Genomic DNA, 13414 nt, shown 5'->3' on the forward strand with positions numbered 1-13414 from the left:
CCTCTGGATGGTCCCGGATCGCCCCCAGAGTAATCCCGTCCGAACCTCCGCCCAGGAGCCGAGTCACCGAAATCGGAAATAGTGGCAGCTCATAGTGGGTTCTGGTCATCGTGCCCCGTCGTCGTCCCCACCGAAACCGGTGCGGGAGGAACGACCCGAAACGGTCGACGACGACCCCGCGCACCCGTCCCCCACGCCGCCTCCGGACTGGATAAGCTGAAAGGAGACCGGGTGGTACACACCCATCCGACGCGCGGCCGCCCAGCTCACGTGCGGCCCACCCGTGCCTGGACGGGTCACCGAGGGGACCCGCGGCCGTGATCGTCTCCACCACCGCCACCGCACGTACCGCAGGACGCGACGCCTGAACCGGACCACTTCACTCTCTGGTGCTATGAGCCTTACTGGACTTCTCGCCGACGTCTCCCGGGACCCGGCCCTGCACAGCGCGATCGAGACCGCCCGGGGCGGCCGCGATCCCCATCTCGACCTCGTCGCCCCGGCGGCACTGCGCCCCTTCATGGTGGGCGCGCTGGCGGCCGACGCGCCCGTGGGCGCCGCTCGACCGGTCCTCGCCGTCACCGCCACCGAACGTGAGGCCGCCGACCTGACCGACGCGCTGGGCTCACTGCTGCCCGCCGACTCGGTCGCGCTCTTCCCCGCCTGGGAGACCCTGCCGCACGAGCGCCTCTCCCCTCGGTCGGACACCGTCGGGCGCCGGCTGGCGGTCCTGCGCCGCCTGGCCCACCCCGACCCCTCGGACCCGCTCACCACACCGCTGCGCGTGGTCGTCGCCCCGGTCCGCAGCGTCCTCCAACCGCTGGTGGCCGGGCTCGGCGACCTCGAACCCGTACGGATCCGCCCCGGGGACGAGGTGTCGCTCGAAGAGGTCGTCGACTCCCTCACCGGCACCGGATACGCCCGCGTGGACCTGGTCGAGAAGCGCGGCGACATGGCCGTCCGCGGCGGCATCCTGGACGTCTTCCCGCCCACCGAGGAACACCCGCTGCGGCTGGAGTTCTGGGGCGACACCGTCGAGGACATCCGCTACTTCCAGGTCGCCGACCAGCGCTCCATCAGCCCCGAGGGAGAGAACCACGACCCGCGCGGCGGCGCCGCCTCCGGACTGTTCGCTCCGCCCTGCCGTGAGCTGCTGCTCACCGACACCGTCCGCGACCGCGCCCGCGCCCTGGCCGAGGAGCACCCCTCCCTGGCCGAGGTCCTCCTCAAGATCGCCGACGGCGTGACCGTCGAGGGCATGGAGGCGTTCGCCCCCGTCCTCGCCGACCGCATGGAACCGTTCCTCACCTACCTGGCGAAGAACGCGATGGTGGTGGGCTGCGACCCCGAACGCATCCGCACCCGCGCCCTGGAACTGGAGGCCACCAGCGCCGAGTTCCTGGACGCCTCCTGGATCAACGCCGCCTCGGGCGGCGAGGCCCCCATCGACCTCGGCGAATCGGCGTACATGTCCATCGCCGAACTGCGCTCGATCGCCTCCGACCTCGACCTGCCCTGGTGGGGTCTGACCCCGTTCAGCGCGGGCGACGAGGACACCGGGACCGCCGAGGAGGACGACGCGGTGGTCGTGGGCGCCGTGCCCGCCGACTCCTACCGCGGCGACACCGAACGCGCCCTCGCCGACATCAAGGGCTGGCTGCACGACAACTGGAGCGTCGTGCTGGTCACCCAGGGCCACGGCCCGGCCGAACGTCTCGTCTCGATGCTGCGCGACGCCGGCCTGGGCGCGAGCCGGACCGACGACCTGGACCGGCCCCCGAAGGAGGCCGTCGCCACCGTCACCACCGGCCTGGTCGACCACGGCTTCCTCCTGCGCTCGGTACACACGGTGGTGCTCACCGAGACCGACCTGGTGGGGCAGCGCTCCTCCACCCGGGACATGCGCCGCATGCCCAGCCGCCGCAGGGGCACCGTCGACCCGCTCCAGCTCAAGCCCGGCGACTACGTCGTACACGAACAGCACGGTGTGGGCCGCTACCTGGAGATGGTCAGCCGCCAGATCCAGGGCGCCACCCGCGAGTACCTGCTCATCGAGTACGCGCCCTCCAAGCGGGGCCAGCCCGGAGACCGCCTCTTCGTCCCCACCGAACAGCTCGGCGAGGTCACCCGGTACGTGGGCGGCGAGGCGCCCACCCTGTCCAAGATGGGCGGCGCCGAGTGGAGCAAGGCCAAGAGCAGGGCCCGCAAGGTCGTCCGCGAGATCGCCGGCGACCTCATCCGCCTGTACTCGGCCCGCCAGGCCTCCCCGGGACACGCCTTCGGCCCGGACACGCCCTGGCAGCGCGAGCTGGAGGACGCCTTCCCCTACGTGGAGACGCCCGACCAGCTGGCCGCCATCGACGAGGTCAAGAAGGACATGGGCAGGTCCGTTCCGATGGACCGGCTGATCTGCGGCGACGTCGGCTACGGCAAGACCGAGGTGGCCGTTCGCGCCGCCTTCAAGGCGGTCCAGGACGGCAAACAGGTCGCCGTGCTGGTGCCCACCACCCTGCTGGTCCAACAGCACCTGTCGACGTTCACCGAGCGGTACGCCTCCTTCCCCGTCACCATCAAGCCGATGTCGCGGTTCCAGACCGACGGCGAGGTCGAGGTCACCCGCGAGGGGCTGCGCACCGGTGAGGTCGACGTGGTCATCGGCACCCACCGTCTGCTCTCCCAGGAGACCCGCTTCAAGGACCTGGGCCTGGTCATCATCGACGAGGAGCAGCGCTTCGGCGTGGAGCACAAGGAGGCGCTGAAGCGGCTGCGCACCCAGGTGGACGTGCTCGCCATGTCGGCCACCCCCATCCCCCGCACCCTGGAGATGGGCCTGACCGGCATCCGCGAGATGACCACCATCCTCACGCCGCCGGAGGAACGTCACCCGGTGCTGACCTTCGTGGGCCCCTACGAGGACAAGCAGATCACCGCGGCGATCCGACGCGAACTGATGCGCGAGGGCCAGGTTTTCTTCGTGCACAACCGGGTGGCCTCCATCGACAAGGTGGCCGCCTCCATCAAACGCCTGGTCCCCGAGGCCCGCGTGGCCTACGCGCACGGCCAGATGAACGAGCAACAGCTCGAAAAGGTGATGGTGGACTTCTGGGAGAAGAACTTCGACGTCCTGGTCTCCACGACCATCGTCGAGTCCGGCCTGGACGTGCCCAACGCCAACACCCTCATCATCGACCGCGCCGACACCTACGGCCTCTCCCAGCTGCACCAGCTCCGGGGCCGGGTCGGACGCGGCCGCGAACGCGCCTACGCCTACTTCCTCTACCCGCCGGAGAAACCGCTCACCGAGACCGCCTACGAGCGGCTCGCCACGGTGGCCCAGCACACCGAGACCGGCGCCGGCATGTACGTGGCCATGAAGGACCTGGAGATCCGCGGCGCCGGCAACATCCTGGGCGCCGAGCAGTCCGGGACCATCGCCGGGGTCGGCTTCGACCTGTACGTGCGCATGGTCGGTGAGGCCGTGGCCGAGCTCAAGGGCGACCCGGAGGCCGCCGAGGAGATCGAGACCAAGGTCGAACTGCCCATCAACGCGCACATCCCGCACGACTACGTACCGGGTGAACGGCTCCGTCTCCAGTCGTACAAGCGCATCGCGAGCGTGACCGGAGAGGAGGACATCCTCTCCGCCTACGAGGAGCTCACCGACCGCTACGGCGCCCCGCCCCAGCCGGTGGACAACCTGATGGCGGTGGCCCGATTCCGGGTCCTGGCCCGCTCGGCGGGCCTGGCCGACGTGGTCATGCAGGGCAACCAGATCCGCTTCTCCCCCGTGGAGCTGCGTGAATCCCAGGAACTGCGTCTGCGCCGGATGTATCCCAAGTCGATCTACAAGGAGAGCACCAGGACCCTCCTGGTCCCGGTCCCCAAGGCCGGCGGGATCGGCGGCAGGCCGCTGCGCGACCTGGAACTGCTCAAGTGGTGCACCGACCTGGTGAACGCCATCTTCGAGCCCGAGAAGCGCCGTCCCCGGCCGCCGGCCGAGTAGGCGGACCGACGGAACACGAAGGGCACGGCCACCGGGCCGTGCCCTTCGTCGTACCTGCGCAGGCCCCTCTCAGGACCGAGGGGCGGGGTCCACGTCCTCCGGAGCGGCCTCGTAGGTGATGCCGTACATCTCCTCCTCGGAGGGCTCGTCCGAAGCGCCACGACGCCACCGACCGCCCTTGTCCTCCCGACGCCGAGAGCGCAGCTCCCTGCGGGCCTCCTTACGGGCACGCCGCTCCAGGGAACGATCGTGCCTGCGCGCCTTCCGACGGCGCCGCAGTTCGGCACGGCGCTCGGCGATACCGGCCTCCTCCGGTTCCGCCCCCTCCCCGGGCTCATCGTCCTCACGGGCCCGGAGCGGGGTGACCGTGGCCAGGCCCTTGCCCACCGGAACGTCCGGCGGCAGCTCCACCGCCACGGGAGCCCGGTCGGAGGCCTTCTCCGGAACGGAGACCTCGTTCCGGGGGGCGGCCTCGCCCCCACGGCGCGGTTCCCGCGTGTACCACCAGTTGGCGACCCACGCCGCGACGGCCGCGGCCACGCCCACCTCCAGGGCGGCCACCAGCCCCACCTGCCAGGCGGACGGGCCCACATCGGTCATCCTCTGGGCGCCGAGGGAACCCCCCGCCACCCCCGCCAGGGCCGCGTACAGGATGCCCGTGGTCACCCCGCACACGAACCCCCACAACGGGGCCGCCTCGCTCACCACGTCCGGAGCGCTGCGCTGGGTCAGCACGCCACCGATGGTCCCGGCCAGGAACGGCACCGCCAACGCCGCCAACGACAACATCGGCGCCGCTCCGTTGGCGGGCACCGCCGCCAGCAACGGCAGGGCCGGCAGGGCGCCCACCGAAACCCCGGTCGGCGCCACCACCGTCTCCGCGCCCAGCGCGAACCCCGGACCGAGCGAGTAGCAGACCGCGAAGATCACCGCGTTCGGCAGGTAGGCCAACTGGACGATCAACAGCAGCGCGCCGCCGACCACACCGGGGGCCAACGAGCGGGTGATGGCGATCGCGTCCGGCAGGGAGAACGCCAACGCCGCCAGGAACAGCACCACCCCGCCGGCCAGCAGCGTGCCCGCCGACACCAGCATCCCCACCATGAGCGAACGCGTACGGTCCGGCATCAGGGCGAGCAGATCACCCGCCGCGACCCCCTTGTCCCGCATGAGTTGACGGAGCACCCCCGCTCCCCCGGAGATGAACGCGATCACGAAACCCATCAGCAGGGCGCGCGGCATGCTCGGCTCGACCACATCGGTGCGCGCGAGCAGGGCGAGCGTGCCCGCGATGGCCGCGTAGGGGCCGGCGATGGCCAGCGCGGCCCGGTACACGTGCCGCAGCCGCCCGATCTCGCAGTTACGGGCCAGCCAACGCCCGAACCGGTACAACAGCAGCCCGGGCAACAACACCAGCCCCATGGGCAGCAGACTGATCTGCCCTTCGGGGATGGCGAAGGAGACATGGTGGCCCACCAGCCAGGCCAGGACGGCCCCGCGCAGCAGATCGGCGATGTCCTCACCGAAGGTGTCATGGGGCGCGGCCACCCAACCGACCATGGTGAACGTGACGATCACCGCCACGCCGATACCGGCGGCGGAGGCGGCGGCTATCCCACCCGTGGAATAGATCGGGCGGGGCTCGGCCGTGTCGGCGGCGGTGCCCGTCTTCGACACTCGGCCTCGGTCAGGGGGAGTTCCTGGCGTACTCACCCGACTTATGCTGCCAGGGACCGGAATGCTCCGTGGTATCCCCGCCGCGCGTGTCGTACCCGCGTCGGAGCCGCGGAACCGGGAACGAAGAAGATACGTCCCAGGACGTACGACCCCTGCCCCCGCGAAGGAACCCCATGACAGAGCCGACACCCGGCCGCGGTTACCGCCTCTCCGACGCCGAACGCGACGAGGCCCTGCTTCATCTGCGCACGGCTCTTCAAGAGGGACGGCTGGATCTGGACGAGCACGAACGCCGCTCCGAGACCGCCCTGCACGCGATCACCGACACCGACCTGCGTCCGCTCTTCGACGACCTGCCTCGAGCCCTGTGGCCCGCCTCCATGGTCGACGGCCCCACCGCGGAGAACGCCCCCGTGCCTTCGAAGAGCCCAGCGCCCCCGGCCGAACGGGACGACGACCACGACGAGGTCGACCGCAAGAACCCCGGAAGGAACGTCGGCGCGCTCATGGGGTGGGGAGGGTTCCTGCTCCTGGTGTGGGGCGTCCCCACCTTCATCGGCGGGGACATCACCTCCATCGCGGTCTTCCTGGGCGTCTTCTGCCTGATCGTGATCGGCCCCCTCGTCGGCCAGATCGCCTACAACCGCCGTCACGGGAAACGGGGCGGCCCCCGGGAGATCGACGAAGGCTGACCCCGGTACACGAACGGCTCCGCCCCACCACCGGAGAACGGTGACGGGGCGGAGCCGTGTTCGACCCGAGGGTCGAGGAACCCTAGAAGAGCTCGCGCGCCAGACGGGCGGTCTCGCTCGGGGTCTTGCCGACCTTGACGCCGACGGCCTCGAGGGCCTCCTTCTTGGCGGCGGCCGTACCGGAGGAACCGGAGACGATGGCGCCGGCGTGGCCCATGGTCTTGCCCTCCGGGGCGGTGAAGCCCGCGACGTAGCCGACGACCGGCTTGGTCACGTTGTCCTTGATGAAGTCGGCGGCGCGCTCCTCGGCGTCGCCACCGATCTCACCGATCATCACGATCACGTCGGTGTCCGGGTCCGCCTCGAAGGCGGCCAGGGCGTCGATGTGGGTGGTGCCGATGATCGGGTCGCCACCGATGCCGACGGCGGACGAGAAGCCGATGTCGCGCAGCTCGTACATCATCTGGTAGGTGAGCGTGCCCGACTTCGAGACCAGGCCGATACGGCCCGGCTTCGTGATGTCGGCCGGGATGATGCCGGCGTTGGACTGACCCGGGGTGATGAGACCGGGGCAGTTCGGGCCGATGATACGGGTCTTGTTGCCCTTGGAGCCGGCGTAGGCCCAGAAGGCGGCGGTGTCGTGGACCGGGATACCCTCGGTGATCACGACGGCCAGACCGATCTCGGCGTCGATGGCCTCGATGACGGCGTCCTTGGTGAACTTCGGCGGAACGAAGATCACGGTGACGTCGGCGCCGGTGGCCTCCATGCCCTCGGCGACGGAGCCGAAGACCGGCACCTCGGTGCCGTCGAAGTCGACCTTCTGACCGGCCTTGCGCGGGTTCACGCCACCGACGATGTCGGTGCCCGAAGCCAGCATCCGGCGGGTGTGCTTGGTGCCCTCAGAGCCGGTCATGCCCTGGACCAGCACCTTGCTGTCCTTGTTCAGGAAGATAGCCATGGTGTCCTGTCCCCTACTTCGCCGCGAGCTCGGCGGCCTGAGCGGCGGCGCCGTCCATAGTGTCGACCCGTCGAACGGCCGGGTGGGCGCGATCGTCGAGGATCTTGCGGCCCAGCTCGGCGTTGTTGCCGTCCAGACGGACGACCAGCGGCTTGCTGACGTCGTCGCCGCGCTCCTCCAGAAGCTCCAGCGCCTGGACGATGCCGTTCGCGACGGCGTCGCAGGCGGTGATGCCACCGAAGACGTTGACGAACACGCTCTTGACGGCGGGGTCGCCCAGGATGATCTCCAGGCCGTTGGCCATGACCTCGGCCGAGGCGCCGCCACCGATGTCGAGGAAGTTGGCGGGCTTGACCCCACCGTGCTCCTCACCGGCGTAGGCGACCACGTCCAGGGTCGACATGACCAGACCGGCACCGTTACCGATGATGCCGACCTCGCCGTCGAGCTTGACGTAGTTGAGGCCCTTGGCCTTGGCGGCGACCTCCAGGGGGTCGCCCTCCTCGGCGAAGGTCAGGCTCTCCAGGTCCTGGCGGAACTCGGCGTTCTCGTCCAGGGTCACCTTGCCGTCGAGGGCGACGACCCGGCCGTCCTTGGTCAGGATGAGCGGGTTCACCTCGACCAGGGTGGCGTCCTTGCCGACGAAGGCGTCCCACAGCTTGGTGATGACCTCGGCCGCACCGGCGGCGGCGGCCTCGGGCAGCTTGCCCGCCTTGACGATCTCGGCGGCGATGTCCGCCGGAGCGCCCTGCAACGCGTTGATCGAGATCTTCGCGACGGCGTCGGGGTTGGTCTCGGCGACCTCCTCGATCTCCATGCCGCCCTCGGCGGAGCAGATGGAGAGGAAGTCACGGTTGGCGCGGTCCAGGAGGAAGGAGAAGTAGTACTCCTCGGCGATGTCACTCGCCTCCTCGACCAGGACACGGTGGACCGTGTGGCCCTTGATGTCCATTCCGAGGATCTGCTCGGCCTTGGCCTGAGCGTCCTCGGGGCCCTCGGCGACCTTGACGCCGCCGGCCTTACCACGGCCACCGGTCTTGACCTGGGCCTTCACGACGACGCGGGGCTTGCCCGCGGCGGCGAACTCATCAGCGATGGCACGCGCCTCAGCGGCCGTGCTCGCCACCTTCCCCTGGGGTACGGGAACCCCGTACTCTGCGAAGAGTTCCTTCGCCTGGTATTCGAACAGGTCCACGAGGGTCCGTCCTTGTAACTCGCTGGCTCAAGTGTGTACCGGGGTGGCGTGTCCGGATCGGCGGTGACGCACGAAGGGCGTGTCACACGACACCGACCCCATGAGGGTCGAGCCGCCTACTCAAGATCGAGATCGCCGCGGCGTTGCCACCCGCGACATGCGCAAAGCTTAGTCGCCCGGGATCCCGCGATCTGACACCGGGGCGACGTTCTCCCGGTGCCCCTGCGCACAAAAGCCGCTCATGCGGCGCTCCATCCACGTTCACGTGGGAAAATCTGTGACCAGAGACACGGCGGATAACACACTTCGGGGACGTTTCACCCCTGGAGGGGCACCCACCCGAGTGCGATCAACGTCACGGAGCCCTCAGACGGTGTGCGCCGGACGGATGTTCTCCCGGACCCAGTCGGCGATCTCCTCGGTGGGCGCTCCCGGCGTGAAGATCCGGGCCACCCCCATCCCCTTCAGCTCGGCGATGTCGGCCTCGGGGATGATCCCCCCGCCGAACACCTTGATGTCGGTGGCGTCGTTCTCGCGCAGCAACTCCATGACCCGACCGAACATGGTCATGTGGGCGCCCGACAGCACCGACAGTCCGATCGCGTCGGCGTCCTCCTGGAGCGCCGCGGACACGATCATCTCCGGGGTCTGCCGCAGGCCGGTGTAGATGACCTCGACACCCGCGTCGCGCAGGACCCGGGCCACGATCTTGACCCCTCGGTCGTGCCCGTCCAGTCCCGGCTTCGCGACGACGACACGTGCGGTGGCCTCGGCCATGACTAACCCCTCACTACGTTCCCCGTCCACACCCGGCACCCCTTGTGGGGGCTCCCCGGGCGCCGGGGAGGAGATGATGAACTCCTGAGCAGAGTAACGCAGGTCACCCATGGGTGGCGGGCACGGGTGCGGGTATCTTCCGTCCATGGACGACAACGTCAACGGTTTCGCGAACACCAGCACCGAGGACCTGCGCGAACGCGCCGTCGAACTGGCGCGGCAACGGTGGGACGTACGGTTCTTCTGGAAACTGCTCGGTCTCATCCCCGCGGCCGAGGCGGTCGCGGGCAACACGGACGCCAGCGAGGCGAGCGTCGCCCAGGTCTCGGGACTCCTCTACGAGGCGCTCTCCTCGGAACAGGACCCGAAGGTGCAGGAGGCCCTGCGCCCGGTCTACATCCAGTACCTCGTGGAACACGACGCCGCCCCCGAGATCACCGGGGAGACCGACCGGGGCGCCTGACCCGACCTCCATGTCCGAAAACCGCCGGCGGAGCGTCACCCCGCTCGGCGAACATGGGTGGCGTGATGGACGACGAACAGCGCTACCGCGCGGTGCACAGTAGAGACGCCCGATTCGACGGGGTGTTCTACACGGCCGTGCTCACCACCGGCGTCTACTGCCGCCCGAGCTGCCCCGCGATCACCCCGCTGCGAAGGAACGTCCGCTTCTACCGATCCGCCGCCGCGGCCCAGGAATCGGGGTTCCGCGCCTGCAAGCGCTGCCGCCCCGACACCGTTCCCGGTTCTCCCGAATGGAACCTGCGGGCCGACGTCGTGGGCCGCGCCGTCCGACTCATCAGGGACGGTGCCGTCGACCGGGGCGGGGTGGGCTCCGTGGCCGCCGCCCTGGGCTACAGCGAACGCCAGCTGAACCGTCTGCTCACCGGCGAGACCGGCGCGAGCACCCTGGCCCTGGCCCGGACCGAACGCGCGCACACCGCGCGGATCCTGGTGGAGACCACCGACATGCCGATGGCCGACGCCGCCTTCGCCGCCGGATTCTCGAGCGTCCGCCAGTTCAACGAGACCATGCGCGCCGTCTACGACCGTTCCCCGAGCCGTATGCGCGAGGCGGCGGCCGGCCGGGCCACCGCGACCGGCTCCGGCACGATCACCCTGCGCCTGCCCTACCGAAGCCCCATCGACCTGGAGGGCACGCTCGCCTTCCTCGGGGACCGGGCCGTCCCCGGCGTCGAGGAGTACACGGACGGGATCTACCGACGCGCCCTCCGGCTCCCGCACGGAACCGCAACCGTCGAACTCTCCCCCGGGACCGGCCGGGCCGGTGGGCACGTGGCCTGCCGCCTGCGCCTGACCGACCCCCGTGATCTGGCCGGCGCGGTCCGACGCTGCCGCGACCTCCTGGACCTGGACGCCGATCCGGAGGCGGTCGCCGACGTCCTCGGAGCCGACCCGATCCTGGGCCCGACCCTGCGCGCGCACCCGGGCGTACGCTCCCCGGGTCAGGTGGACCCGGCCGAGCCCGCCTTCCGCGCCGTCCTCGGCCAACAGGTCTCGGTCCGAGCGGCGCGTACTCTGGCGGGACGGCTGGTGGAACGGTTCGGACGTCCCTTGGAGACCCCCGACGGGGGCCTCACCCACACCTTCCCCACGCCCGAGGACCTGGCGGCGGCGAGCCCGGACGACCTTCCACTGACCAGGGCGCGAAGCCGGGCCCTGCTCGGACTGGCCGAGGCGATCGCCTCCGGCCGGATCGACCTGGGGCCGGGCTGCGACCGGGACGAGGCGGAACGACGGCTGGTGGAACTACGCGGTATCGGTCCCTGGACCGCCCGATACACCAGAATGCGCGGACTCGGCGACCCGGACGTGTTCCTGGAGACCGACCTGGGGGTCCGTCAGGCCTTGGAGAGGTCCGGCGAGACGGCGACCCCCGCGGCCGCGCGCGCCAGGGCCCGGGACTGGAGCCCTTGGCGTTCCTACGCCACCCACCTGCTATGGGCGTCGTCCACCGGGATGGAAGAACGACGGAGCCGAGAGGAACGACGAGGACGATGATCCACACCGACCAGGAGACCCTCCCACTGGACCTGCCCGAGGCGACGGAACCCGCCAGGGTGCCGGCGGTCCGTTTCCGGACGCCCCTGCCGGGCCCCACCCGGTACGCGACCATGGACTCCCCCTTGGGCGAACTACTGCTGTTCGGGGACGGCGAGTCCCTGGGAGGCGTGTGGACGCTCTCCAAGGACGAGAGCCCGCGCCGGATCCCCGAAGGCTGGATCGCCGACGCCGCGCCCTTCGTCGAGGTCGAACGGCAGTTGAACGCCTACTTCGCCGGAGAGTTGCGCGAGTTCGATCTGCCTCTGGCCCCGGCCGGGACCGCCTGGCAGCTCCGGGTGTGGCGGGCCCTGACCACCATCCCGTACGGGGAGACCACCGGCTACGGTCGGCTCGCCGAGGAACTGGGCCGGCCGACCGCCTCCCGTGCGGTGGGCACGGCCAACGGCCGCAACCCCATCAGTGTGATCGTGCCCTGCCACCGGGTCATCGGGGCCGACGGGAGTCTCACCGGCTACGCGGGCGGGCTGGAGAGAAAGCGTCACCTTCTCTCCCTGGAGGGCGTGCGTCCCAGGTGAGACGGGGTCCCGAGGTGTCGTGAACCGAACGGCGAGCGGCACTCGGTACCGATCTCGCGCGAACCGAACGTTCCCCGATCCTTCATCGTCTGCCCCTCTTGTCCGCCCCCGGGACCCCGGTTACTCTGCGGTAGCCACGATCGAAGGTTGTGGTGTCATACCCCGTTCCCTCGACTCCCCCAGGAGAGGCGTTGACACTGCCCACCCCCACCCCCCGATTCCTTCCCGCCGGCACTCTCGCGTTGACCGCGACTGCGGCGCTCATCGTCTCGACGGTCGTGCCCGCCTCCGCGGAACCGGCCATCGAGCCCTACACCGCCGCGGACAACGTCGAGATCATCTTCGACGCGACGGAGGTGGACGTTCCCGGAGCATCGTCCGCCTTGGACGCGGAGGACGCCCTGGCCGAGTCCGTCATCGACGACGTCCTGGACTTCCGATCCACCGAACTCTCCACCCTGGACGCCCAGGACCGTGACGTCCGCGTGGACATCCGGGAGACCTCCGACGACGCGGCCTTCGGGGTCGCCATCGTCACCGCGCCCGAGGTCGAGGGCGAGGAGCCCTACGCCTGGCTGTTCGCCGCCGAACTCGACTCCGACGGTTGGGAGGTCGGCCTGGAGGGGACCGAGGAGTTCTCCGAGATCCTCGCCGGCTCCGACCTCATGGACACGGAACAGCGTGAGACCGTGGCCGCCTCCACCGACCCCGAGCAGATCTCCCCCATGGCCTACACCGGGGTCGGTCTGCCCTTCTCCATCGGCACCTCGATGGTGATGACCGGCGGCCCGCACGGCTTCAGTTCCGGTCCGCCCTACAGCTCGGTGGACTTCGCCGGCGGCAACGGTCAGGCCCGGGCGGCCCGAGGCGGCTACGCCTACTCGTTGTGCAGCGGCTGGACCCGCGTCATCCACGACAACGGCTACTCCACGGACTACTACCACCTGGAGGACTACCAGTGGCTGCCCGGTAACAACGTCGGCGTCGGCCACTACCTGGGCACCCAGGGCAACAGCCTCTGCGCCGGTGGCTCCACGACCGGTGCTCACATCCACTTCGCCCTGCGCGCCTACACCGACCCGAACGCCGCGGGCTGGTACGTCGGCCTGGGTGGTCGCACCCTGGGCGGTTGGACCTTCGTCGAGGGCGCCTCCTACGGCGGTTACGCCTACCGCGACGGTGTCGGCACCGTCTACCCGGGCGGTTCCCTGTACAACTACGGGTTCTGATCGACCCGCACCCTCGGGCGGGGCCGGACGGCGGAGAATGATCCGCCGTCCGGCCCCGCTCCCGTTTTCGGGCACAAAAAAAAGGGGGGCACCCCAAGGCATCCCCCAACACACAAAAAAGAAAGGGACACCCCACAACAGGGGCATCCCTCTCTCCAAGAAAAACCGTGGCAGCGACCTACTCTCCCACCCCACCACAGGGCAGTACCATCAGCGCAAAGAGACTTAACGACCGGGTTCGGAATGAGACCGGGTGTGACCCTCCAGCAATAACCACCAC

The 13414-nt window shown here is 70.0% G+C and carries 10 protein-coding genes and 1 rRNA gene; 6 read left to right on the forward strand and 5 right to left on the reverse strand.

From position 1 onward, the window contains the following. The first annotated feature begins 394 nt into the window (after positions 1-394). Positions 395-4003 carry a transcription-repair coupling factor gene (gene mfd, locus U9J66_RS22315; RefSeq protein ID WP_014909528.1) on the forward strand — a complete coding sequence of 1203 codons (3609 nt, stop codon included), beginning with the start codon at positions 395-397 and terminating at the stop codon, positions 4001-4003. 69 nt (positions 4004-4072) lie between these two features. On the opposite strand, the gene U9J66_RS22320 is transcribed toward mfd, so the two are convergent. Beyond that, positions 4073-5680, reverse strand: coding sequence for a cell division protein PerM (locus tag U9J66_RS22320; protein WP_326338600.1), 1608 nt, complete (start codon positions 5678-5680; stop codon positions 4073-4075). A gap of 173 nt (positions 5681-5853) precedes the next feature. Between U9J66_RS22320 and U9J66_RS22325 the strand changes: the two genes are divergently transcribed. Further along, complete coding sequence (locus U9J66_RS22325; RefSeq protein WP_014911177.1) at positions 5854-6372, forward strand: DUF1707 SHOCT-like domain-containing protein; 519 nt, start codon at positions 5854-5856, stop codon at positions 6370-6372. 82 nt (positions 6373-6454) lie between these two features. Here the strand turns inward: U9J66_RS22325 and sucD are convergent, their stop codons facing one another. The 3 genes from sucD to U9J66_RS22340 all read right to left on the reverse strand — a co-directional run bounded on the left by sucD (position 6455) and on the right by U9J66_RS22340 (position 9305). Beyond that, the gene (gene sucD / locus U9J66_RS22330; protein WP_014910114.1) at positions 6455-7333 is read right to left on the reverse strand and encodes a succinate--CoA ligase subunit alpha; all 879 of its coding nucleotides are present in this window, start codon (positions 7331-7333) and stop codon (positions 6455-6457) included. Positions 7334-7346: 13 nt separating this feature from the next. Beyond that, complete coding sequence (sucC, locus tag U9J66_RS22335) at positions 7347-8528, reverse strand: ADP-forming succinate--CoA ligase subunit beta (protein ID WP_014910146.1); 1182 nt, start codon at positions 8526-8528, stop codon at positions 7347-7349. Between the two features lie 366 nt (positions 8529-8894). Beyond that, positions 8895-9305 carry a cobalamin B12-binding domain-containing protein gene (locus U9J66_RS22340; protein ID WP_326338603.1) on the reverse strand — a complete coding sequence of 137 codons (411 nt, stop codon included), beginning with the start codon at positions 9303-9305 and terminating at the stop codon, positions 8895-8897. Between the two features lie 145 nt (positions 9306-9450). On the opposite strand from U9J66_RS22340, the gene U9J66_RS22345 reads away from it, so the two are divergent. The 4 genes from U9J66_RS22345 (at position 9451) to U9J66_RS22360 (ending at position 13134) form a co-directional block, all read left to right on the forward strand. Then, positions 9451-9768 carry a hypothetical protein gene (locus U9J66_RS22345; protein WP_161111241.1) on the forward strand — a complete coding sequence of 106 codons (318 nt, stop codon included), beginning with the start codon at positions 9451-9453 and terminating at the stop codon, positions 9766-9768. Between the two features lie 65 nt (positions 9769-9833). Further along, positions 9834-11327, forward strand: coding sequence for an AlkA N-terminal domain-containing protein (locus U9J66_RS22350; RefSeq protein ID WP_442789869.1), 1494 nt, complete (start codon positions 9834-9836; stop codon positions 11325-11327). Continuing rightward, positions 11324-11905 (forward strand): methylated-DNA--[protein]-cysteine S-methyltransferase, encoded by a 582-nt coding sequence (locus U9J66_RS22355; protein WP_014908244.1) that lies wholly within the window; start codon positions 11324-11326, stop codon positions 11903-11905. Before U9J66_RS22350 ends, U9J66_RS22355 begins: the two co-directional genes overlap by 4 nt. A gap of 191 nt (positions 11906-12096) precedes the next feature. After that, entirely contained in the window at positions 12097-13134 is a 1038-nt protein-coding gene (locus U9J66_RS22360; protein WP_326338607.1) for a M23 family metallopeptidase, read from the forward strand. Positions 13135-13299: 165 nt separating this feature from the next. On the opposite strand, the gene rrf is transcribed toward U9J66_RS22360, so the two are convergent. After that, positions 13300-13414: ribosomal RNA gene (rrf, locus tag U9J66_RS22365) — 5S ribosomal RNA — on the reverse strand.

The organism is Nocardiopsis sp. LDBS1602 (assembly GCF_035818715.1).
Classification (GTDB): domain Bacteria; phylum Actinomycetota; class Actinomycetes; order Streptosporangiales; family Streptosporangiaceae; genus Nocardiopsis; species Nocardiopsis alba.